The organism is Bacillus sp. ES1-5, assembly GCF_022487605.1.
GTDB lineage: Bacteria > Bacillota > Bacilli > Bacillales > Bacillaceae_G > Bacillus_A > Bacillus_A wiedmannii.
In genome coordinates this window covers 24,982-50,479 of the sequence record NZ_JAKVPU010000002.1, presented here as the reverse complement: position 1 = coordinate 50,479, position 25,498 = coordinate 24,982, and the positions used below count along the sequence as shown (strand labels likewise).

29 protein-coding genes and 1 pseudogene are annotated in these 25,498 nt (G+C 36.9%); 3 read left to right on the top strand and 27 right to left on the bottom strand.

The genetic code is table 11. From position 1 onward, the window contains the following. Nucleotides 1-238 precede the first annotated feature (238 nt). The 14 genes from spo0A to accB form a co-directional block, all read right to left on the bottom strand. Nucleotides 239-1,033, bottom strand: coding sequence for a sporulation transcription factor Spo0A (spo0A, locus tag MKO96_RS09985; protein WP_033656399.1), 795 nt, complete (start codon nucleotides 1,031-1,033; stop codon nucleotides 239-241). A gap of 287 nt (nucleotides 1,034-1,320) precedes the next feature. Then, nucleotides 1,321-2,619 carry a SpoIVB peptidase gene (gene spoIVB, locus MKO96_RS09980; protein WP_240587421.1) on the bottom strand — a complete coding sequence of 433 codons (1,299 nt, stop codon included), beginning with the start codon at nucleotides 2,617-2,619 and terminating at the stop codon, nucleotides 1,321-1,323. 118 nt (nucleotides 2,620-2,737) lie between these two features. Beyond that, nucleotides 2,738-4,477: a DNA repair protein RecN gene (gene recN / locus MKO96_RS09975; RefSeq protein WP_240587420.1), complete on the bottom strand. Its 1,740-nt coding sequence runs from the start codon at nucleotides 4,475-4,477 to the stop codon at nucleotides 2,738-2,740. Nucleotides 4,478-4,744: 267 nt separating this feature from the next. Continuing rightward, nucleotides 4,745-5,194, bottom strand: coding sequence for an arginine repressor ArgR (argR, locus tag MKO96_RS09970; RefSeq protein ID WP_001032581.1), 450 nt, complete (start codon nucleotides 5,192-5,194; stop codon nucleotides 4,745-4,747). A gap of 142 nt (nucleotides 5,195-5,336) precedes the next feature. After that, complete coding sequence (locus MKO96_RS09965) at nucleotides 5,337-6,176, bottom strand: TlyA family RNA methyltransferase (protein WP_001274751.1); 840 nt, start codon at nucleotides 6,174-6,176, stop codon at nucleotides 5,337-5,339. Between the two features lie 3 nt (nucleotides 6,177-6,179). Beyond that, nucleotides 6,180-8,072 carry a 1-deoxy-D-xylulose-5-phosphate synthase gene (dxs, locus tag MKO96_RS09960; RefSeq protein ID WP_046956368.1) on the bottom strand — a complete coding sequence of 631 codons (1,893 nt, stop codon included), beginning with the start codon at nucleotides 8,070-8,072 and terminating at the stop codon, nucleotides 6,180-6,182. 302 nt (nucleotides 8,073-8,374) lie between these two features. Beyond that, entirely contained in the window at nucleotides 8,375-9,265 is an 891-nt protein-coding gene (gene ispA, locus MKO96_RS09955; RefSeq protein ID WP_087981860.1) for a (2E,6E)-farnesyl diphosphate synthase, read from the bottom strand. Beyond that, a complete protein-coding gene (xseB, locus tag MKO96_RS09950; RefSeq protein ID WP_000428423.1) occupies nucleotides 9,265-9,495 on the bottom strand; it encodes an exodeoxyribonuclease VII small subunit in 231 nt (76 codons plus the stop codon). The genes ispA and xseB overlap by 1 nt, the downstream gene beginning before the upstream one ends. Next, nucleotides 9,485-10,843 carry an exodeoxyribonuclease VII large subunit gene (gene xseA / locus MKO96_RS09945; protein ID WP_240587419.1) on the bottom strand — a complete coding sequence of 453 codons (1,359 nt, stop codon included), beginning with the start codon at nucleotides 10,841-10,843 and terminating at the stop codon, nucleotides 9,485-9,487. Before xseA ends, xseB begins: the two co-directional genes overlap by 11 nt. A 26-nt stretch (nucleotides 10,844-10,869) precedes the next feature. Next, nucleotides 10,870-11,730, bottom strand: coding sequence for a bifunctional methylenetetrahydrofolate dehydrogenase/methenyltetrahydrofolate cyclohydrolase FolD (gene folD, locus MKO96_RS09940; protein ID WP_087981864.1), 861 nt, complete (start codon nucleotides 11,728-11,730; stop codon nucleotides 10,870-10,872). Nucleotides 11,731-11,753: 23 nt separating this feature from the next. Beyond that, nucleotides 11,754-12,146 (bottom strand): N utilization substance protein NusB, encoded by a 393-nt coding sequence (gene nusB / locus MKO96_RS09935; protein WP_000830249.1) that lies wholly within the window; start codon nucleotides 12,144-12,146, stop codon nucleotides 11,754-11,756. Between the two features lie 347 nt (nucleotides 12,147-12,493). Next, nucleotides 12,494-12,886, bottom strand: coding sequence for an Asp23/Gls24 family envelope stress response protein (locus MKO96_RS09930; protein ID WP_000807630.1), 393 nt, complete (start codon nucleotides 12,884-12,886; stop codon nucleotides 12,494-12,496). A gap of 22 nt (nucleotides 12,887-12,908) precedes the next feature. Further along, complete coding sequence (gene accC / locus MKO96_RS09925) at nucleotides 12,909-14,261, bottom strand: acetyl-CoA carboxylase biotin carboxylase subunit (RefSeq protein ID WP_000592872.1); 1,353 nt, start codon at nucleotides 14,259-14,261, stop codon at nucleotides 12,909-12,911. 16 nt (nucleotides 14,262-14,277) lie between these two features. Then, on the bottom strand, nucleotides 14,278-14,766 hold the full coding sequence (gene accB, locus MKO96_RS09920) for an acetyl-CoA carboxylase biotin carboxyl carrier protein (RefSeq protein WP_097808956.1): 489 nt from the start codon (nucleotides 14,764-14,766) through the stop codon (nucleotides 14,278-14,280). A gap of 469 nt (nucleotides 14,767-15,235) precedes the next feature. Between accB and MKO96_RS09915 the strand changes: the two genes are divergently transcribed. Continuing rightward, nucleotides 15,236-15,430 carry a DNA recombination protein RecO gene (locus tag MKO96_RS09915; protein WP_240587418.1) on the top strand — a complete coding sequence of 65 codons (195 nt, stop codon included), beginning with the start codon at nucleotides 15,236-15,238 and terminating at the stop codon, nucleotides 15,428-15,430. An 86-nt stretch (nucleotides 15,431-15,516) separates the two neighbouring features. Here MKO96_RS09915 and MKO96_RS09910 read toward each other — a convergent pair whose 3' ends face one another. Genes MKO96_RS09910 through MKO96_RS09870 form a run of 9 tightly spaced genes read right to left on the bottom strand, consistent with a single transcriptional unit; the run spans nucleotide 15,517 to nucleotide 21,038 of the window. Continuing rightward, nucleotides 15,517-16,173: a SpoIIIAH-like family protein gene (locus MKO96_RS09910; protein ID WP_016086323.1), complete on the bottom strand. Its 657-nt coding sequence runs from the start codon at nucleotides 16,171-16,173 to the stop codon at nucleotides 15,517-15,519. A gap of 15 nt (nucleotides 16,174-16,188) precedes the next feature. After that, nucleotides 16,189-16,851, bottom strand: a complete 663-nt coding sequence (gene spoIIIAG, locus MKO96_RS09905; protein ID WP_240587417.1) for a stage III sporulation protein AG — start codon at nucleotides 16,849-16,851, stop codon at nucleotides 16,189-16,191. Then, nucleotides 16,841-17,473, bottom strand: a complete 633-nt coding sequence (spoIIIAF, locus tag MKO96_RS09900) for a stage III sporulation protein AF (protein ID WP_240587416.1) — start codon at nucleotides 17,471-17,473, stop codon at nucleotides 16,841-16,843. The genes spoIIIAG and spoIIIAF overlap by 11 nt, the downstream gene beginning before the upstream one ends. 12 nt (nucleotides 17,474-17,485) lie before the next feature. Continuing rightward, entirely contained in the window at nucleotides 17,486-18,658 is a 1,173-nt protein-coding gene (spoIIIAE, locus tag MKO96_RS09895; protein WP_000943696.1) for a stage III sporulation protein AE, read from the bottom strand. Nucleotides 18,659-18,668: 10 nt separating this feature from the next. Next, nucleotides 18,669-19,061 carry a stage III sporulation protein AD gene (gene spoIIIAD / locus MKO96_RS09890; protein ID WP_240587415.1) on the bottom strand — a complete coding sequence of 131 codons (393 nt, stop codon included), beginning with the start codon at nucleotides 19,059-19,061 and terminating at the stop codon, nucleotides 18,669-18,671. 14 nt (nucleotides 19,062-19,075) lie between these two features. Next, the gene (spoIIIAC, locus tag MKO96_RS09885; protein ID WP_000020914.1) at nucleotides 19,076-19,279 is read right to left on the bottom strand and encodes a stage III sporulation protein AC; all 204 of its coding nucleotides are present in this window, start codon (nucleotides 19,277-19,279) and stop codon (nucleotides 19,076-19,078) included. 14 nt (nucleotides 19,280-19,293) lie between these two features. Further along, nucleotides 19,294-19,809 (bottom strand): stage III sporulation protein SpoIIIAB, encoded by a 516-nt coding sequence (gene spoIIIAB / locus MKO96_RS09880; protein ID WP_240587414.1) that lies wholly within the window; start codon nucleotides 19,807-19,809, stop codon nucleotides 19,294-19,296. Beyond that, on the bottom strand, nucleotides 19,803-20,729 hold the full coding sequence (gene spoIIIAA, locus MKO96_RS09875) for a stage III sporulation protein AA (protein ID WP_240587413.1): 927 nt from the start codon (nucleotides 20,727-20,729) through the stop codon (nucleotides 19,803-19,805). Before spoIIIAA ends, spoIIIAB begins: the two co-directional genes overlap by 7 nt. Nucleotides 20,730-20,756: 27 nt before the next feature. Then, on the bottom strand, nucleotides 20,757-21,038 hold the full coding sequence (locus tag MKO96_RS09870) for a YqhV family protein (protein WP_000816054.1): 282 nt from the start codon (nucleotides 21,036-21,038) through the stop codon (nucleotides 20,757-20,759). Between the two features lie 292 nt (nucleotides 21,039-21,330). On the opposite strand from MKO96_RS09870, the pseudogene MKO96_RS09865 reads away from it, so the two are divergent. Further along, nucleotides 21,331-21,650, top strand: a pseudogene (locus MKO96_RS09865) (hypothetical protein). 35 nt (nucleotides 21,651-21,685) lie between these two features. On the opposite strand, the gene efp reads toward MKO96_RS09865, so the two are convergent. From efp to MKO96_RS09845, 4 genes are read right to left on the bottom strand one after another with little or no spacing between them, the layout of a single operon-like run. Then, entirely contained in the window at nucleotides 21,686-22,243 is a 558-nt protein-coding gene (gene efp / locus MKO96_RS09860) for an elongation factor P (RefSeq protein ID WP_000626521.1), read from the bottom strand. 21 nt (nucleotides 22,244-22,264) lie between these two features. Next, on the bottom strand, nucleotides 22,265-23,326 hold the full coding sequence (gene pepQ, locus MKO96_RS09855; RefSeq protein WP_240587412.1) for a Xaa-Pro dipeptidase: 1,062 nt from the start codon (nucleotides 23,324-23,326) through the stop codon (nucleotides 22,265-22,267). Nucleotides 23,327-23,330: 4 nt separating this feature from the next. After that, entirely contained in the window at nucleotides 23,331-23,771 is a 441-nt protein-coding gene (gene aroQ, locus MKO96_RS09850; protein ID WP_087981872.1) for a type II 3-dehydroquinate dehydratase, read from the bottom strand. 52 nt (nucleotides 23,772-23,823) lie between these two features. Next, entirely contained in the window at nucleotides 23,824-24,312 is a 489-nt protein-coding gene (locus MKO96_RS09845; protein ID WP_240587411.1) for a YqhR family membrane protein, read from the bottom strand. 244 nt (nucleotides 24,313-24,556) lie between these two features. On the opposite strand from MKO96_RS09845, the gene MKO96_RS09840 reads away from it, so the two are divergent. After that, nucleotides 24,557-25,477 carry a DUF1385 domain-containing protein gene (locus tag MKO96_RS09840; RefSeq protein WP_000807116.1) on the top strand — a complete coding sequence of 307 codons (921 nt, stop codon included), beginning with the start codon at nucleotides 24,557-24,559 and terminating at the stop codon, nucleotides 25,475-25,477. Nucleotides 25,478-25,498 lie beyond the last annotated feature (21 nt).

The window sequence follows — 25,498 nt, the reverse complement described above, 5'->3', positions numbered from 1 at the left end:
TACTAAAAACAGGGTTTATTTCTACAATATCAAACAAGCCATTTTCATCTATCCAAATAATTTCGATAAAATTGATATTACTTCCCCCTCTTTTTCTCAGCAAAATAAAAAGACCAACGAATTCTAAAATTCATTGGTCATTAAATAAAAAGTTCATTGGTTTTACATTTAATATCGAGTATAAATTTAAAGAATAATTAAGCCTTACTAAAACCTAAATCCCTTACTATCTTTACTCTCAGCTAGCCTTATGTTCAAGTCTTAGCTTATCCGCAACCATTGCGATGAACTCGGAATTCGTAGGTTTTGCTTTTGACATGGATACTGTATAACCGAATAAGGACGAAATAGAATCAATATTCCCACGACTCCATGCTACTTCAATTGCGTGACGGATCGCACGCTCGACTCGGCTTGCTGTTGTATTATATTTCTTCGCGATATCTGGATACAATACTTTCGTAATAGATCCAAGTAATTCAATATCATTGTACACCATAGAGATTGCTTCCCTTAAGTACATATACCCTTTAATATGAGCAGGCACACCGATTTCATGAATGATACTCGTAATGCTCGCGTCTAAGTTTTTCGGTTTTCCATCTATTGTAGTTGCTGAACGGAAAGATGGAAGTGGACGTTTAATGGTAGCGTTCGCCTTACCGCTCACTTGACGAATATGACTCGTTAAATTCTCCATATCAAATGGTTTTAATATGAAATATGAAGCACCTAAGTCAACTGCTTTTTTCGTCACATCTTCTTGTCCAAATGCTGTCAACATAATTACGCTAGGCTGTCTTAGCCTTTCAATATGTCGCATTTTCTCCAGTACAGCTAAACCATCTAAATGTGGCATAATAATGTCTAAAACAAGTACATCCGGCTGCTTATCATTTAATAAATTTAAACACTCTTGACCATTATAAGCAGTACCGATTACTTCCATATCATCTTGAGCAGCTACGTAACTCTCTAGCATTGATACTAATTCTTTATTATCATCCACAAGACATACTTTAATTTTCTCCACAGCTTTTCCTCCCTTACCGAATCGATTCTCCGACATGTGTATCCTTCTAGGCTACATGAATTGTTCGACAATTGTGTGAAAATTCCCTTTTAAAGTTTGTTACTTTCCGATAAAATCACAAAAAAATATGTTTATCGTTCATTTATTCCCTTTCGCAACACATTCCATCATAGAAATACAACGAAACGTTCAACCCTTTTCTTTTATTTTACAACAAAAAACACCTCTTGCGGAGCTTTTACAAAATTTCAACGAATTTTTCAACAGAAAAGCGAGCTAATTAATAATTAGCTCGCTTTTCTTTCTTGTTCATAAATGTTAATTCCAGCCTCATGTAACATCCATTCAATATGAACACCATATCCTGATGTTGGATCATTTACGAATACATGTGTAACAGCACCAATTACTTTCCCGTTTTGCACAATTGGGCTTCCGCTCATGCCTTGTACGATACCACCCGTTTTCGCTAATAAACGTTTGTCTGTTACTTTTATTACCATGCCTTTTGTCGCTGGAAACTTTTGCGGTACTGTACTTACAACTTCAATATCAAACGCTTCCACTTTATCTTTATCAATAACTGTTAATATTTTTGCCGGTCCCTCTTTCACTTGATGAGATAGTGCAATCGGCATCGCTTTATCCATTACGCCATTTGGTATATTTGTATTTAATTCCCCGAATATACCAAATGGACTATTTATTGTAATATTACCAATCACTTCACGATCTGGTGAGAACCTCGCTAATTTCTCTCCTGGATTCCCATGACTACCTCTTTCAATTGATGTAACTGTCGAACGCATAATTTGTCCATCTTCGACTTGAATCGGCTTTTTCGTATCGTTATCAGAAATGACATGACCAAGTGCCCCATATTTCATAGAATCAGGATGCACAAATGTCATTGTTCCGATTCCAGCTGCCGAATCACGAATATATAAACCAATGCGATAAGACGATTCTCCACTGTCTTTTTGTGGTGTTAACTTAGTGCGGATATGTTTTCCATCTCTTAACAAAACAAGATTAAGCGGTTCACCCGTTTCACCACTATTATGAATAAATGGTGCTACATCACTCATTCTTTCAATTGTTTTACCATTAATTTCAGTAATCATATCTCCAATTTGCACACCAGCTGTTTCACCAGGAGATACTTTCCCTTTTTCAGTTTGAATTAAATGATGGCCTACAACAAGTACCCCTTTTGTATTTAACTTCACACCAATTGATTGTCCACCTGGAATAACTTTAAAATCTTTCAATACTTTCACATTTACTTTTTTCACTGGAAAACCAGCAAGCTGAAACACCATATCTGCTTCACCATTTTGATGAGGATTTACCATAAGTCCTTGTTTTTGTTCATTGGAACTTACTGTAAACACATGATGATCTGTAGATGAAGCTTGAAAAACTGGTAATGAAGCTATTTCTGATTGTTGCCCTTCAAAAACAACAAGTTGCTTCGGGGATGAAATAAATGTCCGAAGCGGTTTAAAACACCCAATAAAAACTAAAGAAACAAGGAGGCAAAGACCTATTATTTTGCGAAATCTTTCTAATCTCAATTTGTTCACTCTCCTCGCTCCTACCCCACATTCAGCCTCTTGGCTACACTTTTTAATCTCTCCTTGCAGTGCTTTATTTATAACCGGAAGAATTAAGAAATCATTATTTGAGAAAAAAAGCTATCCATTACTGGATAGCCTCTGCTGTCTGTTTAAAATGATGCGCTTGCGTAAGTAATTCTTTCGCATGTTCTGTCGTTAAATCTGTAATTTCCACACCAGAAATCATTCGAGCTATTTCTGTTACTTTATCCTCCATAGTTAAAACGGTAACTGATGTAATTGTCCGATCATTCGCTACTTGTTTTCGAATAAATAAATGTGAATCCGCCATTGAAGCTACTTGAGGTAAGTGCGTAATACAAAGTACTTGCGAGTTTACTGATACTCGATAAATTTTTTCCGCAATAGCCTGTGCAACTCGACCACTTACACCAGTATCCACTTCATCAAAAATAACAGATGCAACACCTTGGTGCTTAGAAAAAATGCTTTTTAAAGCTAAAATAATACGAGATAACTCTCCGCCAGAAGCGACCTTTGAAAGTGGTTTTAGCGGCTCACCTGGATTTGTTGAAATATAAAATTCCACAAGATCGTAGCCATCCGCCGTAAGTCTTACTGGGGCACCCTCAACAAGAGGCTCTTCAGCATTTCCTTCTCTCTTCATGATTCTCACTTCAAATTTTGTTTTCTCCATATATAATTCTTTTAATTCCTGATGAATGGCATTTGTAAGATGCTCCGCAAGCTCATGACGCATATTACTTAACGAAGTTGCTTCTTGCAGAATAACACTTTCTAATTCCTTTAATTGCTTCTTCGTCGTTTCAATATGAACGTCTTTATTTTCAATCGTAAAAATTTCTTGTTCAATTTTATCAGCATACGCTAAAATCTCTTCTACAGTATTTCCATATTTTCTCTTTAGCATACGAATTTCATTTAAACGCGTTTCAATTTCGTCTAAACGCTTCGGATCATATTCCATCATATCGAGCTTTTCTCTAAGTTGATATGCAACTTCTTCTAATAAGTAGTAGCTATTTGCAATTGAATCATGATTTTCTTGATACACTTCATCTAAATGTGTAATACTCTCCATTTGTCCCATTGCGCTTCGTACATTATCTAACCCTTGTCCGTCAGCACTTAACGAGCGATATGCATCGCCTAATGCTTTGTAAATTTTTTCGAAATTAGAAATTTGCAATCGTTCTTCAGTTAATTCAATTTCTTCATCCATCTTTAAATCCGCCTTACTGATTTCTTCATGCTGGAATTGAATTAAATCTAAGCGATGCGCCATTTGTTGTTCATTTTCACTTAACGATTTTAACTGTTTTTTTAATTTCTCATAGTCAGCGTATACATTTTGATATATACCCAATTGTTTAACAATGCGATCTCCATCAAAATGATCAAGCATAAACATATGACGCTCTTCATTCATTAAATCTTGCGTTTCGTGCTGCCCATGAATATCAACAAGTGTTTTTCCAATTTCCTTTAATATACTAAGGGTGACCAGTTTCCCATTTACACGACATACACTTTTTCCGTTCGCAGCGATATCACGCTTCAAAATAATCATGCCGTCTTCTATTTCTATATCCAGCTCTTCTGCCTTTTCAATACACGGATGCTTATCATCTTCTACATAAAATAGCCCTTCTATCTCAGCTTTTTCTGTTCCGTATCGAACAAATTCCGCTGAACCACGGCCACCTACAAGTAAACTAATCGCATCAATAATAATCGATTTTCCGGCCCCTGTTTCACCACTTAAAACCGTTAACCCTTTTTGAAAAGAAATATTTAATGCCTCAATAATAGCAAAGTTTCTAATCGATAATTCCGATAACAATGCCCCATTCACCTCGTTATAAACTAATCCCCTATTAAGGGCTTTTCTCAGTTCTTCATTCAAATAGTCATACTTATATGTTTGTATGTATAAATTACTGTTCTAACCGCTCCATTGTACCAAACATTCGTTTTACGGGTCAATCCACCTATTTTCTAATTTTATGCAAAGAAAATATTATATTACAATTAAGAATTCACATTTTTAACCAATAAAAAAATCCTGTTCACTTTCCACTTTACAGAGGAAAGCAAACAAGATTTTTTTTTACAACATATTTAAGAAACGATCAGAGACAACACCTGTATCTTCAGGTGTACGGCAAATAATTAAGCAAGTATCATCACCACAGATGGTTCCGATGATCTCATCCCACTCTAAATGATCAATAAGTGCTCCAAGTGAATGAGCGTTACCAGGCAGTGTTTTTAGCACAAGCATATGTCCTGCCGTGTCTAATTTTACAAATGAATCCACTAGATTGCGTTTTAATTTTTGTAACGGGTTAAATCGTTGATCTGCTGGCAAGCTATATTTATAGCGCCCATCATGTAATGGCACTTTCACTAAGTGCAGTTCTTTAATATCGCGCGATACTGTTGCTTGCGTTACATTAAATCCCTCATTACGTAAAATATCAACTAATTCATCTTGTGTTTCAATTTCTTTGTTCGCAATAATTTCCCTGATTTTAATATGGCGCTGACCTTTATTCATACATTTGCACCTCACACTATCTCTTACCATAGTTTAAACATTGGTATACTTCACTTATTTATGTTAACTTATAATTCGTTGCTTGTACACAATTGTTTTTACAATCATTATACAATTACAACAAAAAGAGGAACAACATATGTTATTCCCCTTTTCCTTTTTGTTTTAGGACATCATGCGCCTCTGTAACTACTTGCTCAACAGAAACTGGAGAATGATTTTCGCCATTCTCACGTTCACCATGCCATTTCAGGTGAATTAAAAATTCAATATTACCATCCCCGCCCGTAATTGGTGAGAATGTTAAACCTTCTACGTCGTATCCTTCTTTTATAGCAAAGTCGACAATCATTTCTACGACAGCCTCATGTACTTTTCGATCACGAACGATACCTTTTTTCCCAACTTGCTCTCTTCCAGCTTCAAACTGTGGTTTAATTAACGCTGCTACATCCCCATTAGGCATAAGCATTGTTTTTAAAACCGGCAGTATAAGCTTTAATGATATAAACGAAACATCTATACTAGCAAATTGCGGTAAACCACGTTCTAAGTCTGCTGGTGTCACGTAACGGAAGTTTGTCCGTTCCATTACGACAACACGCTCATCTTGACGCAATTTCCACGCAAGTTGATTGTATCCTACATCTAATGCATAAGATAATTTCGCTCCGTTTTGAAGCGCACAATCTGTAAAGCCACCAGTTGATGAACCAATATCTATCATAACTTTATCTTGTAAATCCAGGTGAAATGTCTCCAATGCCTTTTCAAGTTTATAACCACCACGGCTTACATACGGCATAACTTGTCCCTTCACCGTAATCTCTGTATCTTGTGGGATCTTCTCTCCTGGCTTATCAAGTCTCATCTCATTCGCATATACAAGTCCGGCCATAACGGCGCGTTTTGCTTTTTCACGTGTTTCTATAAGTCCTCGCTCTACTAATAGTACATCTACTCTTTCTTTTTTTGCACTCATTTGTTACGCCCTTTTTTGTTTTGATGGAATCATTGTATGAATACGGTCTACAACAGCATCTGTCGTTAAACCAATTTCTTCCAATAATTTTGTTACACTACCGTGCTCTATGAAACGGTCTGGAATACCCATTCGTTCAATTAACGCACTATGGTACCCGTTCTCAGACGCAAATTCAACTACTCCCGTTCCAAAACCACCAATTAAGCAAGCTTCTTCAATCGTTAAAATCGGTATATTTTTCCCTAAGAGATCATGTAAATATGCTTCATCCATCGGTTTAATAAAGCGAGCGTTCACTACTTTCACTGAAACTCCAGCCTTTTCAAGACGCTCAGCTGCTTCCATTGCCATTGGTATTGTCGTACCAAATGTTAAAATAGCCGCTTGTGTACCTTCTTTTAACGTTTCCCAAGTACCGATTGGAATCGCCTTTAATTCTTCATCCATATGAACACCAAGTCCATTACCGCGCGCATAACGTAATGCGATTGGTCCATCTTCATATTGCATCGCCGTATATACTAAATGTTGCCCTTCATTTTCATCTTTCGGCATCATAAGTACCATATTCGGCAAATGACGTAAGAATGAGATGTCAAATACACCTTGATGCGTTTCACCATCTGCTCCTACTAAACCAGAGCGATCGATTCCGATGAAGACATTTAAATTTTGGCGGCATATATCATGAACAACTTGATCATATGCTCTTTGTAAAAATGTTGAATAAATCGCTAAGAATGGCTTCATTCCTTGCGTTGCCATACCCGCTGCCATTGTTGTAGCATGCTGTTCTGCAATACCTACATCAATCATACGATCTGGGAATTCTTTTTGGAATTTCTCAAGTTTCGATCCAACAGGCATTGCAGGTGTAATTGCAACGATACGCTCATCCGTTCTCGCTAGCTTAAGTACTGTATCACTAACAACAGCACTCCATGCTGGTGCAACTTCTTTCGGTTTAACGAAGTCACCTGATTCAATTTTATAAGGTCCTGTTCCATGCCAAGTTCCAATAACATCACTCTCAGCTGGTTTATAACCTTTTCCTTTTTTCGTAATAACATGAACGAGCACTGGGCCTTTTGTTTTCTTTGCATATTGCAACGTTTCGAATAACTTTTCATAATCATGCCCATCAACTGGGCCTAAATATGTAAAGCCTAATTCTTCGAAAAAGACACCGGATACTAGTAAATATTTAAGACTATCTTTTATTTTCTCTGCTGTCGCAGCAACTTTCCCACCGACTGCTGGGATTTTCTTTAATATATACTCTAGTTCATCTTTTACCCAATGGTATTTCCCTGCGGTACGTAGACGTCCAAGTACATTATGAAGCGCACCAACGTTTGGTGCAATTGACATTTCATTATCATTCAAAATAACAATCATGTCTGTTTTTTCATGTCCAATATGGTTCAATGCCTCTAAAGCCATTCCGCCTGTTAGAGCACCATCTCCAATGATTGGTATAACATATTCTTTCGTTTTCTTTAAATCACGTGCTAGAGCCATTCCCATTGCAGCTGATAATGATGTCGAGCTATGGCCAGTTTCCCATACATCGTGCTCACTCTCGCAACGTTTTGGGAAACCACATAGACCTTGATATTGCCTTAATGTACCGAATTCCTTTGCACGTCCTGTTAAAATTTTATGTACATAGGATTGATGTCCTACGTCCCATAAAAATTTATCTTTCGGACTATCAAATAATTTATGCAGAGCAATTGTGAGTTCTACTACACCTAAATTTGGTGCAATATGTCCACCTGTTTGAGAGAGCTCTTCAATTAAAAACTTACGAATATCCTCACTCAATCCCTCTAGTTCACCGATAGACATATCTTTCAAAAAACTAGGGTTTTGAATTTGCGTTAGATCCACATGGATCACTCACTTTCATTTCATAATCTGTCAACATGTCAAATATTATAAAAAACATTTACACAAAACAAGAAATTATCTTTTTTTATTTTTCACCTTGTCCTGCAATTAACCAGTCTATTGCGCCCTAATCCTATTATAAACCATATTTCTTTAGGCGATGAAAAAAATAGCCGCTAACACGAAGTGATAACGGCAATGTAATCTACATATATTTTTGCCAATAACAAGAAAAGAAAAACCTTTTCCTACATTTATATCATAAAATGATGAATGACTCAACAAATGGAAACGCTGTTATATTAGTTATTACGTTTTGCAATCAAATCGCAAATAGATAGTAAATATTCATCTTGTAATTGCAAGGAACCAATAGCACCTTTTGCTTTTGCAATTGTTTCTTCTAAAATATCCTTTGCTCTATCTACAGTAAATAACGTCGTATATGTGCTCTTTTCGTTGGAAACATCACTACCAATCGGTTTTCCAATCTCTTCTTCGGTTCCTTCCACATCTAAAATATCATCTCGAATTTGGAAAGCTAGGCCGATATATTTTGCAAACGCAAGTAACTTTTCTTCTTGTTCTTCTGTGGCATCAGAAAGTATCGACCCTGCAAGTACAGCAAATTCAAGTAGTTTCCCAGTCTTATGCTTATGAATATACTCCAACTCATCAATCGTAAGTTGTTTCCCTTCAGCTTCCATATCTGCCACTTGCCCGCCAACCATTCCTTCTGGTCCTGCCGCTTTTGCAAGCTCAAGTACAAGTCTTACTTTTTTTTCAGCAGAGATTTCCTTTTGTTCATATGCCATAATAACTTGAAAAGCATACGTCAACAAACCATCGCCTGCTAAAACTGCCATCGCTTCACCGAATACTTTATGATTTGTGGGCTTCCCTCTTCTTAAATCATCATCATCCATACAAGGTAAATCATCATGAACTAACGAGTATGTATGTATCATTTCAAGAGCACAAGCTGCACCTATTCCAAGATTTCTGTCTTTACCAAACGCTTGTAATGTCGCAAATAAAAGTAACGGGCGGAGACGCTTTCCACCCGCTTCCAAAGAATATGCCATCGCTTCACGAAGTACATTTGGACATTGTAATTCATTTGCATAGCTTACAAGCTTCTCTTCTACGAAAGTTTTACTTTCTTTCAAAAAAGTATCAAAAGCAATAGTCACTATGCTTCATCTCCTAAAGCAGTAAACGGTTCAAGCTCTCCATCTTCCCCAAGAATAACTGCCATTTGTTCTTGTACGTTCTTCAACTTCTCATCACAAAGCTTAGATAATTCCATACCCTCTTTAAAATAAGAAATTGCTTCTTCTAAAGGTACGTCACCTTGCTCTAGCTTAGAAACGAGGTGCTCAAGTTGCGAAATTGCCTCTTCAAAGCTTAATTTATTTTCCATTATTCAATTCACGCTCCTCTATGCCTGATACGCTACAATCTAGTATTCCATCTTGTAATTGAACTGAAACAGCATCTCCAAGGCTGACATCTCTCACACTTTTTAACACTTGCTTCTCTTCATCATATACAAGCCCGTACCCTCTCATCATTACTTTAAGCGGACTTAACGCTTCAAGTTTTTGAGCAGCTCTTACAAAGGCAAATTCTTTCGTTTGAAGTAATGTTTGCATTTCACGTTGCAATTGCTTTTGCAATGTTTCAACCGCTACCTTCGTTTGCATAATTTTTTGAGCTGGGTGGTGCTTCTCTAAATAAAATGAAAGCTGTTTTAACTGATTTACCTTTTTATCCATATAGCGCTCTTTCGCTAAAACAAGCTGTTCTAACGCTCTATCTAATTGCTCTTCTTTTTGCTCATATACTTGTCTTGGATAACGGAACGCATACGATTTTTGCAATACTTGTAGTTTTTCTTCTTTTTTATGTACTAACTCTCTCATTGCTCTTTGCAATCTTAGAGTTCTTTGTAATACCTTTTCTTGTAACTCTATAATGTTAGGTGCTGCCAGCTCAGCTGCTGCAGTCGGTGTTGGCGCACGTAAATCGGCAACAAAATCCGCGATTGTAAAGTCCGTTTCATGGCCTACTGCCGAAATAATAGGGATCTCACTCTTAAAGATTGCCCTCGCTACCATTTCTTCATTGAAAGCCCATAACTCTTCAATAGAGCCTCCCCCTCGCCCAACGATTAGGACATCTATCTCTCCCATTTCATTCGCTGTACGAATCGCTTGTACGATTGAGGGAGCTGCTGACTCCCCCTGTACAAGTACCGGAAACACAATAACATTTCCAATTGGATAACGACGTTTAATTGTTGTTATAACATCACGAATCGCTGCCCCTGTTGGCGACGTAATCACACCTATTGTTTTAGCATAAGGAGGAATTGTTTTTTTATAAACTTGAGAAAACAAACCTTCTTCCTCTAAACGAACCTTTAATTGTTCGTAAGCTAAATGCAGGTTTCCGACTCCGTCAGGCTGCATGTCTTGAATATAAATTTGATAAGAACCACTCGCCTCGTAAACGGAAATTTTCCCTTTCACAAGTACCTTCATCCCATTTTCAGGTCTGAATTTAATATTACGATTATGACCCGCAAACATAACCGCTGCGATTCTTGCATTTTCATCTTTCAATGTAAAGTACATGTGGCCACGACTATGATTTTTAAAGTTGGAAATTTCACCTTTTAACCAAACAGACTGCAAATGCGGATCATATTCTATTTTTGTTTTTATATAGCGTGTTAACGCTGTAACGGTTAAATATTGTTTTTCCATTTCTCTCTCCTCATAGCCGACTCAAATTATTTACAAACGACACCTGCACGTTTAGCAGATTCAACAGTATTATGAAGAAGCATTGTGATCGTCATTGGACCAACGCCTTTTGGCACAGGTGTAATGTAACCCGCAACATCTAACACGTTGTCAAAATCAACATCACCACAAAGTTTGCCTGTTTCTAAACGATTTACACCAACGTCGATTACAACCGCTCCTTCTTTTATATAATCAGCTGTTATCATCTTTGGTCGTCCAACTGCTACGATTAAAATATCAGCTAACTTCGATAACTCTTTCATATTTTGCGTCTTAGAATGACAGTATGTGACAGTTGCATTTTCATTTAAGAACAATTGTCCCACTGGCTTGCCGACAATATTACTTCTTCCAATTACTACGACATGTTTTCCCGAGATATCAAGATTTGTTTCTTTTACTAATTCTACAATACCGTGCGGTGTACATGGAAGGAATGTATCTTGTCCCGTCATCATACGTCCCACGCTGATTGGGTGAAATCCATCTACATCTTTTTCTGGTGAAATTCTTTCAATGATAGCTTTTTCTTCAATATGTTTTGGTAAAGGTAATTGCACTAATATGCCATTAATGCGGTCATCGGCATTTAAGCGATCGATTTCAGCAAGCAAACGCTCCTCAGTAATTGTTTCAGGAAATTCAATTAGCTCTGAATAGATTCCTACTTGTTCACAGCCCTTTTCTTTTCCTTTTACATAAGAACGAGATGCTGGATCTTCTCCAACTAGAATAACTGCTAATCCTGGTACAATCCCTTGCTCTTTCAACTTCACAACTTCTTCTGTTAATTGTGCTCGTTTTTTCTCCGCAACTTCATTTCCTTTGATGATTACTGCTACCATTTTAAGATTCCCCCTTAAAGAAATTACAGTGTATCTTTTATATTAGATAAAACGCCGTTAATAAAACGACGAGATTCCTCATCCCCAAATGTTTTAGCAATTTCAATCGCTTCGTTAATTGTTACGTTGTGTGGAATTTCTTCCATGTATTTCATTTCATACACAGCTACACGTAAAATACTGCGATCAACAATACTAATACGCTCCAGCTTCCATTTTTTTAAGTTTTGACGAATCGCTTCATCAATTACTTCTTTATTTTCTACAAAACCTACTACAAGTGATTCTAGAAACTCATTTGTTTCTTCACCTTCATCTAGCGTGTTTTCCACCGCTACTTTCGGTTCTAATTCACCTGTAATATCCATTTGGTATAATGCTTGCATAGCTCTTTCTCTAGCCGTCCTACGTTTCATTGTAACTCTCCTTTATGCTTCAAGTCTTTCCTTATGCTTTGTTATATTATTATAATTTATAAGCCGTCAATTCACTTACTCTTACAGTTTTCATTGATTTTCCAACCTTATAATACAATGATAATAACACAATTTATCGTTTCACACACGGGTTACAAGGCTGAAAAATAATAAAAAGATTAACTTCAAGTTCCATATCTTATCACAATGTACGTTTTTTGGAAAAACGAAACATCTTCTTTTTGATTTCTTATTTTTTGAAATAGTATAATAATTAGAGGATTTTAATTTGTGAAGAAATGAAACGATAAAAAAGATGCCTATGTTACTAGGCACCTTTTTCATTCTTACACTGGTTCGATTTCTGTTTTCTGTGTTTCGAATGTTACGCCAACGATGTGAACATTCACTTCTTTTGGCTCAAGCCCTGTCATTGTAAAGAGTGCCTGGCGGATGTTGTCTTGAATCTTTTGTGCAACAACTGGAATTGCTACGCCAAAATACATCACAACATAAAGGTCAACGATAATATCTTCGTTTGCTAACTCAACCTTTACACCTTTACCATGATTTTTCTTACCTAACTTCTCAACAACATCTGTAGCAAAATTGCCACGCATTGCCGCTACACCTTCTACCTCAGCAGCTGCAATACCTGCGATTACTTCAATTACTTCTGGTGCAATTTCTACTTTACCAAGAGTTGTATCTTGACCCATATCTAACATATGTTCAGCCATGAAAAAAACCTCCTTTAATGTATCACTGCGTCACAAGTTCATGCTCTTCCAAAAATTTCGTATTAAACTCACCTTTTACAAAATCAGGATGATCTAGCAATTGCAAATGGAACGGAATTGTTGTATGTACGCCTTCAATGACAAACTCACTGAGTGCACGCTTCATTTTTGCAATTGCCTCTTCACGTGTTTTTCCGTGAACAATTAATTTAGCAACCATCGAATCATAGAAAGGTGGGATTGAATATCCCGGATATACAGCTGAATCGACGCGAATACCAAATCCGCCTGGTGGCAAGTACATTTCTACTTTACCTGGAGATGGCATAAATTTTTTGGCAGGGTTTTCCGCATTAATTCGGCATTCAATTGCCCAACCATTAAATTGTACTTCTTCTTGCTGTAACGATAACTTTTCTCCAGAAGCAACACGAATTTGTTCTTTAATTAAATCCATCCCTGTTACCATTTCGGTAACTGGATGTTCAACTTGAATTCTCGTATTCATCTCCATGAAATAAAAGCTTTTCGTTCTATATTCATAAATAAACTCAACCGTACCAGCACCTGTATAATCAACCGCTACCGCCGCTTTAACTGCCGCATCACCCATCTGCTTGCGAACATTTTCATCAAGTGCAGGTGACGGACTTTCTTCTAGTAATTTTTGCAAGCGGCGCTGAATTGTACAATCACGCTCTCCTAAATGAATGGCATTTCCATGTGTATCTGCCATTATTTGAATCTCAACATGGCGGAAATCTTCAACGTACTTTTCTAAGTATACACCAGGGTTCCCAAAAGCGGTACTAGCTTCTTGCTGTGTAATTTGAATTCCTTTTACAAGCTCTTCTTCATGGCGTGCAACACGAATACCTTTTCCACCGCCACCTGCAGTCGCTTTAATAATAACTGGATATCCAATTTGATTAGCAAGCTCGATCGCTTCTTCGGTATTTTTAATAATCCCTTGTGAACCTGGTACAATCGGAACCCCTGCTTCTTTCATTGTATCACGAGCAACGTCTTTTGTGCCCATCTTTGAAATAGCTTCTGGACTTGGACCGATAAAAATCAAGTTACATTCACGGCATAGCTCTGCAAAATCTGCATTCTCTGCTAAAAATCCGTATCCCGGATGAATAGCATCACAGCCTGTTAACTTCGCAACACTAATAATGTTCGTCAAATTTAAATAGCTTTCTTTCGAAATCGTTGGCCCTACACAATACGCCTCATCGGCAATTTGTACGTGAAGTGACTCTTTATCTGCTTCTGAATAAATTGCGACCGTTTCAATATCCATTTCTTTACAAGCACGAATAATTCGTACAGCAATTTCCCCACGATTGGCTATTAATACTTTTTTTATCATCACAAAGACTCCCTTATTACGCTTTTACAAGAAATAGCGGTTGTCCATACTCAACAAGCTGTCCATTATTAACAAGAATCTCAACAATTTCACCATCTACATCTGCATCGATTTCGTTAAATAACTTCATAGCCTCGACAATGCATACGATAGAATCTTTCGATACTCTGTCTCCTACACTTACATATGCAGGTGTATCAGGCGAAGATGAAGAATAGAATGTACCTACCATCGGTGATGTAATTTTATGTAGGTTTTCATTTTGAGCCACTTTTTGCTCTTCTTGTTTTGGTACTTCCACTTGTGCTGCCGCTACCGTTGTTTCAACTTCAACAGGTGCTACTGGTTGCACGACTTGTTTTGCTACAGGTGCTTGCACCGCAACAACTTCGTTGCCACGCTTTTTCATTTTGATTGTCGTACCATCTTTTTTGTATTCAAATTCATCAATATTAGAGCTATCAATTAATTTAATTAATTCACGAACTTCTTGAATTTTAAACATGTAAAATCCACTCCCATACTCTTGTTTGTCCCGTTTTTACAGATTATCGTCACTAAAACTAGATTGACTGTAAAAATACGATGTACTCTATTAGAAAATGCATTTCATTTACTAATAGAAATAATTGCTATTTCCATCTTACGATAAATTTTTTAAACATTCCAATTTATATTTCTTTATAATAAATCGAAACTCCTGTAAAAATATTATTTCAATAAAAATTTATTACCTAGTAATAATACCAAGTTTCACACAAAATTGGCAAGACCACTTCCTAAAAAACATTCCTTACTTTTTCAAAATGCTACACAATAAACAGATCATTACCGCTCCACTCTTCAGCTCATCTATAGTCAACAACATATTTTTACCAAATATTATTTTTTTGTTTACACACCGTTCATCATTCCTTCATATAAGAATAGTATGTTCAAAGTGTAGAAAATATATCGTATCGAGGTGTGGACACATGATATGGCTCATTCTCTTCTTACCTGCCGTAATGGTCTGGGCATTCGTTCTCTTCATCCACGTCAAATCCGGAAAAAGCAATCATCGTTACCATGAACCGCTAATCTTTTACTCACAACGTATTTCTCCCTTCCAAGTTGAACATAGTAAAAACAACTACAAAGACGAAACAGAAAAAAGCTATCGAAAATGATAGCTTTTTTTCTATAATTATTTTCAAACAATCCGATTCGTAAAAACTAATAATCCGCGAAGGATTTCCTCGCGAATTATTAGTTTTTATTTTGTTGGTGGATCAAATTTCACACCTACATCTTTTGATCCGCCTTCACTTCTTACAAGCTGTATAATTTTATTCGCTTCTTTTTGTGAATGCTTTGCTGCTTTCACAGTTACTCTAATGTCTGTTCCATCAGCTCTTACAAGGGCATCTTTATATCCTCCTTGAGACTTAATCACTGTCTCAAGTAATTCTTGCTTCGTTTCCATTGTAGTAATTGCATCAAAATTATCTTTCGCTTTACTCTTTTCTGTTGCTGAAGATTTTGCTGAATTCATCACTTCTTGTAATCTTGATTTTTGTTCACTTAGCTGATCTTCCATTTGCATACGTAACGCTGTGAAATTTTCATCACTTGATTGAACTGTTACGTTAGCATCTTTTTTACTTGTTTCTTTGTTAGCACTCTCTTTTTTGTCTGTTTCTTTATTTGTTTCTTTATTTGATGTTTCCTTGCTTGTATTTTCTTTTTTTGGCGTTTCTTTCGGTGCTTCATTTGTTACTGCTTTATCAGTACCTTGTTTTTCTTGTCCAATCTTTTCACCTGTTGCCGGCGATGCTGTATTCATCTTGTCAGGAGTTGTTACGTAATAAACAGATAGTACAACAACTAAACTTAACATCGTTAATAGCCAAACCGTTTGTTTTTTTAACACTTTATTTCCTCCCTATCAATTTTTCGGCGAAACTGAAACACGATGGGCTGGTACATCTAGCAGTCGTATTACAGCTTCTTTTACCATCGCTTTAACTTGTATATTATCCACTCCCTTTGCTACGACAAGAACACCTCGTACTTTCGGTTTCTCTGTTCGTAAAACAACGGGAGTTTCTTTATCACCTTCACGTATAATGACTGTCTTTTCATCAAGAGACTCATCTTCTACTTCCCTCTTACCACCTGTCTTATCTGTTTCACCTGTTGTTTGTGAACGTTTCACTGTATTTTTTTCTAATATTTTTTCTTCAGATGAATCTAAATTTACTTTAATCGTTACATTTTTTACTCCCGCTATTTCTTCTAAGGCTGCTTTTAATTCTTGTTCATACGCTTTTTCATACTTTTCTACATTTGACATACTATCGTTATTTTTTTGTCCAAAAGTTGGTACGTCTTTTTCTTGGTTTTGAGTTTTTTGTTCTTTAAATACAGGTACTTCTTCCTTTTTACTTGAAAAAAGACTACTAGAAAACATAAGCAAAATCCCAAGTATGAGTAGGACAAGTAAAAACTTAGGTGTTACCTTTTTTCCCTTCTCATTGCGTTCTTTTTCATCCCCATTCAATAAGTTTCGAAAAAATGAGAACTTCGAATTTTTATCTTTATTGTCCATTTACTCTACCTGTCCTCCCTTCCATTTGAACTTGGATTTGTTTATTCTCTAGTTGCCACCTGCTTGAAAAGAAATCTTTCATTTCCACATTCGTTTCTTCTACTTTTTTCGGAGGTTCCTTCGTGTTAATTTCAACTGGTTTTACTGTTTCGATTGCATCATTTTTACCACGTTCTTTTTCTTTCAACGTCACAACAACAGTTTGAATATCTTTTGCTGACTTTACTTCCGCTGTACTTTCCGCTGCGACTATTTGTATTTCAGAGACTGTCATACCATACTTTTTCTCGAATTCTTTTCCTACTTCTTTTTTCATTTTGGTAGCCATCTCTTCTAAACTATATGCACGTGTTAGAGCTTGTATTTCTTTTTTCTTCGAATCTATTGAATTTTTTACAGATCCTTCTGCTACGTACTTCTCTTCATTAAAATTTGCGATTACTTCATTCACATCTGTTTGCAGTAGTTTAAAAAGGGGCGTTAAGATTAAAACAACTAATAATAGACTTACAACGAATTTAACGTACTTTTGCAAATTTGAATTTGGAAGAATAAGATGAAGCATTGTCGCTAAGAGTAAAAATACGATAATATTTCTAATCCACTCTGTAACAAATTGCATACCCTTCACCTCCTACCGCATCATAAGTGTAATGTTCCCCGCAGCAATAATAATTGTAATACTTAAAAAGAACATAAATGATACGATAGCTAAGCAAGCAAATACATAAATGATGCTTCGCCCGATAATATCTAAACATTGAATAATTGCTCCGCTGCCAACTGGCTGTAATACTGCTGCTGCGAATTTATAAATAAACGCGATACAAAAAATTTGAATCGCTGGAAAAGCAACAATTAAGCATAGAATGACGAGCCCGATAATTCCGACTGTGTTTTTTAATAATCCCGATGCACTAATAACAGTATCCGCCGCCTCTGTAAACATTCTTCCTACTACGGGAATAAAGTTCCCTGTTACAAATTTAGCAGTTTTCACAGCGATTCCATCAGCAACAGCTGTCGCTGTTCCTTGTACAGATAATACCCCTAAAAAAATCGTTAAAAAAATACCGATAATCCCAACGCTAACGTTTTGCAAAAGCTTGGACAATTTCGTAACTTTATATTGATCACTCATCGTACTTACAATACTTAATATCGTTGCAAGTAATAAAAGTGGTAGAACGATATAATTCATCAAAAGCCCGCTCGTGTTCATTAAAAAGATGATAATCGGATGAAAAAATGATACAGATACAACACCACCTCCAGTTGCTATGAGTGCAAGCAAGATTGGCAATAGCGCTAATATGAAATCTACCATTGTTTGTATCGTTTCTCTTGCATATGTCATAACGACATAAAAACTATTTAAAGCGAAAATAATAAGTACCATATATACAACTGCATCCGCAATTTTACTTACACTACTCTTTGAAAATGCAGATTGCAGTGATTGCAACAATGCACTAAAAATTGTAAGCATAATGAGCGTTCCTAGCAGCTTCCCATTTGCAACAAGCTCGTGAAATAGATACTTTAATAAACCTAGCATCCACTCTTTTATAGAAATTTCTTTTTCTCCCTTTACAAACTCCATAAAGCTACCTTTTTGACTCTCTGGTAAATAACCTCCATATTTTGTAACAAGCCCGTCCCAAAATTGCTTCACATCTTCAATTCCGAGCTTATCCAATTGTTGATCAACGACGTTTGTTTCTACAGGAGAAGCTTGTACAACAACCGGTAAAGAAAAGAAAAGGAAGCAAGCAAATAGCAGCTTAGCTCCAAACCCCCTCAACATTCACTCCCCCTTATCCCGTCGGTAAAAATCCGAGAATAGTTTCAATGACAACCGTCAAAATGGGAATCGCCATTACTAAAATTAAGATTTTTCCAGCTAATTCTATTTTTGAAGCGATTGCTCCCTGCCCTGCATCTTTTGTAATTTGTGCTCCAAACTCAGCAATATAAGCAATCCCAATAATTTTTAGCAACGTTTCTACATATACATTGCTAACTTTCGCTTCACTCGCTACCCTCTCAATCATTTGTAAAATAGAGTGAATTTGATCAATTAAAAGAAGAAACATCACGCTACCTACGAACACAATAAATAACGACGTAATGCTAGATTTATGCTGATTCAATACAGCTGCTAAAAACGTAGCAACGAGGCCTAATCCGACAATTTGTATAATTTCCATTCGAACCGCCTCCTTTACTGGAAGAGAAAGACACTCTTAATCTTGTCAAATAGCGTATTAATTAAAAATGCCACATGAAATAAAATAACGACAAAACCGACAAGGATAACCCAATTTGCAATATCCTCTCGCTTTAATTCTTTTAGTACGGTATGAATGAAAGCTAAAACAATGCCGATTCCGGCGATTTGAAATATTAATCCAACATCAATGGACATCGCCTTTCTCCCTCCTATAGCAGTAAAATTACGATAAGTAGCCCCGCTAGTACCCCTAAGCTCTTGATCATTTTTTCGTATTGCAGTTGTAATGCTTTCGCTTCTTCTTCTTCTCTCTCTAAATGTGTAATGCATAAACGAATATGTTTTTGTTGTGATTCACGATCATGTTGTCCAAGTGTTTCACCAAATTGCTGCAAAATCTCGTACTCAGTTTTTTGAAATGCTGTTAGCTTCCAATTTTCTTTCAAACTATCTATCCAAGCTTCTCTTACTGTTTGTTCTCCGCTTTCTAGCCTTCTAGCGAAACTTTGAAATATCCAATTTAACGGCTTCGGCATTTGTTTCACTAATCGCTCGGCAGCCTCAGACAAAGGTGTGTGCCCATACATAATTTCTGCCTCTAATGATTGAAGTGCCGCTTTTAATAATCTAAGTTGCCTTGGTCTCTCACTGTATTTTTTAGCGTATGAAAATCCGAAAAAGGTGCTGACCGCAACGATTAACACTGCACCAAATATTTTCACCATACGCTTTGCGCCTTTCTATGAGGTAATACCGATTTTCCATATTTATCTTTCACTTGCATAACTGTTCCTGGCCCTCTTGCTTTTGATAGCTCCACAAACCTATCAAATATGCCGAGCTCCAGCACCGCCTTTAGTGATGGGCGTTTCACAACATCATCATAAGAAAATCCATGTGCGCTTATAAACAGCTGAACCCCTGCATGCACCGCCTCCATAATTGCTTCACTATCTTCTTTACGCCCAATTTCATCTACAATCAAAATATCTGGACTCATAGAACGAATCATCATCATCATTCCTTCAGCTTTTGGACATGCGTCTAACACATCTACTCGTGTGCCAAAGTCATATTGCGGGATGCCCTTCACACAACCTGCAATTTCTGACCGTTCATCTACAATCCCGACTTTACAAGAAGGTATTTTCGAAGCACTTACACCTTGACTCATACAACGTGCTACATCTCTTAAAAGTGTTGTTTTCCCCGTTTGCGGCGGGCCAATTACCATCGTGTTTAACCATCTTGACTCATACAAATACGGCAAAAGTGGTTCAGCAATTCCTATTTTTTGACGTGCAATACGAATATTAAACGAAGAGACATCTCGAATCATTTTCACTGCGCTTTTTTCTGTAATAACTTTTCCCGCTAAACCGATTCTATGTCCTCCTCGAAGTGTCACATACCCACGTTTTAATTCCTCTTCCATCGTATAAATTGAGAATTGACTTAACTTATTCAATAAGTAAATAGCATCCTCTGCTGTAACGATATAGTCATAAAAAAACACTTCGCCATGAGCAATACACTCTAGCGGTCTTCCAATTCGAACACGAATTTCCTCTAGAGCATCATATTGCTTACAACTTTCCACTAGATGCTTCATCGTTTTCGGTAAAACTTCTAATACTTCTTTCATCAGCTTCTCCCCACTATACTCGACTTACTATTTCAACAACGCGATAAAAATGCAGCCAATTCCAAGCGCTAGAAAAAAGAGTTTCAAGAAAGAAATCTCACTTGCCACACTCGCTATGCCTATTGTCATTGTTAAAATTAATACGGTCGGTCCAACAAACGCCAACATACCATTTATAAACAATGCTTTCTTCGCATCATTCACATAAAGCATAAGCAAAGCGGCGAATATTTCCGCGCTACCTGAAAACAACCGAAGTAACCCCATTACAAGCACGGATGTTTCCATTGCCGCTAGCCACTGTTTCATTCTCCCACCTTCTCCCATAACGGTTACTATTGCTACATTCCAAAAAAGAATATATTTGTACAACCATATGCAGGGGTTGTCTATTTCAGAAGTAAAAACATAATATTTCTCTATCGTCTATCCGTAGTCCGAATATTCGCATTATCCAATGGGGTATTATGGTATATTTAATGGTGATAGGGAGTATAAACGATGCAGCATGAGAGATAGAACTAACGTCATCTCGTGTACTACATATCGTATCGCCCATTTTAAAAAAATTGACTATATGTGCAAAATGAGGGGGGAAAATATGAAGGTATTAAAAATTAGTTTAACAATTGTAGTAGAATTAGCTCTTATTTATCTTTTTCAAAATTGGTCGGTTGGTCATTTATGGAGACCTTTTTCCTTGGAGGTTTAGCGATATTTGCAATTATGTGGTTAATTATTATGAATACTCATAGAAACAACATTACAGATCACGCAATCAGTAAAACACTGACTGGCGTTGAGACTGGCGAAATAAAACCATTTCAAATTATTTTCACTCCATATATGGCGGGTACTCTTTCACTTGTTTTAGTTAGTTTTATTATCACTGCTATTTACTATCTACCCTATTTCCTATAAAAAAAGCACTCGTGATAATCACGAGTGCTTTTCTACTATGCACGAGAAACGTATTTACCTTCACCAGTGTTGATGATAAGCATTTCGCCTTCGTTAATGAAGATTGGTACTTGTACAACAAGACCAGTTTCTAATGTAGCTGGTTTTGTTACGTTAGAAGCTGTATCGCCTTTAATACCAGGCTCTGTTTCTGACACTTTTAATTCAACCGTGTTCGGAAGTTCAACACCAAGTACTTCATCTTGGTATGTCATAATAGATACTTCCATGTTTTCTTTTAGGAATTTAAGTTCGCGCTCGATTTGGTTTTCACCAAGTTCGATTTGCTCGTAAGTTCCGTTATCCATAAATACGTGAGACTCACCGCTCGCGTATAAGTATTGCATACGACGGTTTTCGATGTGTGCTTTTTCTACTTTTTCACCTGCACGGAATGTTTTCTCTTGAACAGATCCTGTGCGAAGGTTACGTAGTTTAGAGCGAACAAATGCAGCACCTTTACCTGGCTTTACGTGTTGGAAATCCATTACTTGCCAAAGGGCATTGTCCACTGAAATTGTTAAACCTGTACGAAAATCGTTTACTGAAATCATGTAAAAAAATCCTCCTGTATATTACAAAATAATAAGTTCTTTTGGTGATTTCGTAATTACTTCATTACCTTCACTTGTTACAATGATATCATCTTCAATACGTACGCCGCCAATACCTGGAATATAAATACCTGGTTCTACTGTTACAGCCATTCCTGGTTCAAGTACTGTATCAGAACGGAACGCTAAACCTGGTGCTTCATGGATTTCAAGACCGATTCCATGACCAGTAGAGTGTCCGAAGTATTCACCATATCCTTTTTCCGTTATGTAATCGCGCGTTAACGCATCCGCTTCACGGCCTGTTAAACCAGCTTTAATACCGTTCACACCACGTAATTGTGCTTCTAAAACGATATTATAAATTTCTTTCAATTTATCAGATGGTTCACCAACTGCAATCGTACGAGTAATATCAGAACAATATCCTTTGTAATAAGCGCCGAAGTCTAATGTAACGAAATCTCCTGTTTCTATCACTTTTTCAGATGCCACGCCGTGCGGTAATGCCGAACGAAGACCTGAAGCAACGATAATATCAAACGAAGAAGATGTTGCTCCTTGTTTTCTCATGAAAAATTCAAGTTCATTTGACACTTCAATTTCAGATACTCCCGGGCGAATGAATGATAGAATATGTTCAAAGGCAGCATCTGCAATCTGTGCAGCTTCCTTTAATATCTTAATCTCTGAATCAGTCTTTATCAAGCGTAACTTTTCTACAAGCCCAGAAGTTGGGATAAATTCAGCATCGATCGCTTCTTTATGTGCTGAATAAGAACTATATGTAAGAGTATCTTGCTCAAAGCCAAGCTTTTGAATTCCCAGTTCCTTCACTTGCTTTGCAACTTCATCAATGATTAATCCTGCATGCTGTACAATCTCGTATCCAACCGCTTGTTTACTAGCCTGCTCTACATAGCGGAAATCTGTAATAAATTGAGCACGATTTTTCGAAATCAGTACAACACCAGCTGTTCCTGTGAAGTTCGCCATATATCTACGACTATGTTCATTTGTTAACAAAATACCGTCAATACCAGCCTGATCAAATGCGCTTCTTACTCTTTCGATTTTCTCCATTACTTTATGCCTCCCTCAATTTCTCCATTAATGCAAATAACGCTAACTTATAGCCATAAAAACCAAATCCAACAATTTGTCCCGTACAAACAGCTGCCGTCACAGATTCGTGACGGAACGACTCACGCTGGTGAATGTTAGAAATATGTACTTCAATAACAGGAATCGAAATGCTCGCAATTGCATCTCGAATCGCATAGCTATAATGCGTAAATGCTCCAGGATTTAAAATGATCCCTTCATATATATCTTCCGCCTCATGAATACGATCGATAATCGCACCTTCATGATTCGATTGGAAACATTCTAACTCCACTCCCATTGTTTCTGCTTCTTGCTTCATATCTGCTTCAAGTGTCGCTAGCGTGCCCTTTCCATATACATTTACCTCCCTGACACCGAGGCGATTTAGGTTAGGACCGTTTACGAGGAGTACCTTTTTCATATGCTTAAAACTCCTTAATATTAAATATCTATACAACATTTTAACATAGGAGTTACTTATTTGAATAGTTCGTCTTCTCTTCCCCTTCTCGCTCAGCTTTATTCGTATTGACTGCGTAGGAAACAGAGTATGCTATAAACACACCATACAATATAAAAATGCATATCGTCGTCACAATTGTTTCTTTCGGTAAATGGAGTGCACTTTTAATAGCAGGCGCTATTAATCCCATTCCGAAAAACAGTAACGCCCACCAAAATAGCCCATAAATCATCCCTGCAATAATCCCTTCAAACTTTGCCAAAAACGCTTTATACAAAAAGGCAATTAAAATCGAAAGTAGTCCCATACAAACAATTCCTGACACATTTCCCCATACCCCTTCTTTCCAGCTTCCAAAGGCAAATGGTAAAAGTAAATAGTTCGGTCCCGCTTCCGTAAATGAAAATATATGAAGGAAATACCATATCCCCCCCCAAAAGATTCCACCAAATAAACCAATTTGTACAAAATTCCTTGTTCCTAATTGTTCTTGACTCACATCGACACCTCCACTCAATAGTATGCCCGAAACTATTTTGAACCATGTTTAAATACTGCGAAATTTGTCTATAAAAAGAATAAGAAATGTCCGACTCTCGTAACATTTTTCCTTGTCATATACTTGTATTTGTCGATAAAATAAAGGAAACTCGGTGATTGTCTTATTTCAAAATGACAGAACCCAGTATGACAATTGCCTCTTTTTCTACATAAGAGAGAAACAAATACAGGTTGGTGTTAACATGGCAGAAGAGTCAAAACAAATATATGGCGGGCAAGCAGTCATAGAAGGAGTTATGTTTGGCGGTAGAGAATATACTGTTACAGCGGTTCGTCGTAAAGATAAATCGATTGAATTTTATCGATTACCACGCGTTCGTAATAAAGCATTATCTATCCTGAAAAAAATTCCATTTTTACGAGGGATTGCCGCTATTGTGGATGCAAGTGCGAATGGAGCAAAACATTTAAACTTTGCTTCAGAACGATTTGATGTCCACCCAGAAGAAGACGAACAAATTGCAAATAACAAAGAAGAACAATCGAAATTAACGATGGTATTAGGAGTTGCAGCAGTTGGCGTTTTATCTTTCATATTCGGTAAAGTCATTTTCACAGCAGTTCCTGCACTACTAGCTGAATTAACGAGACCGATTTTCCCTTCTCATACAGGGCAAATCATTGTCGAAAGTGTCATTAAGCTCATGCTATTATTGAGCTATATATACTTTATTTCTTTAACCCCACTTATTAAGCGGGTATTTCAGTACCATGGTGCGGAGCATAAAGTAATTAATGCCTATGAGAATAATCTTCCAATGACTGTAGAAAATGTTCAAAAACAAACTCGCCTTCATTATCGCTGTGGCAGTAGCTTTATTATATTTACAGTCATTATTGGAATGTTTGTTTATTTCCTTGTCCCTACAGATCCACTTTGGGCCAGAGTCGTAAACCGAATTTTATTAATTCCAGTCGTTCTCGGCATTTCTTTTGAAGTGTTACAATTTACAAATCGATTACGCGATATTCCAGTATTACGCATACTTGGATATCCCGGATTATGGCTGCAACTATTAACAACGAAAGAACCAACAGATGATCAAGTGGAAGTAGCCATTGCATCGTTTGAAGAATTATTACGTTTAGAAAACAAACAATAATTATTTAAAATTGGTGTTCAA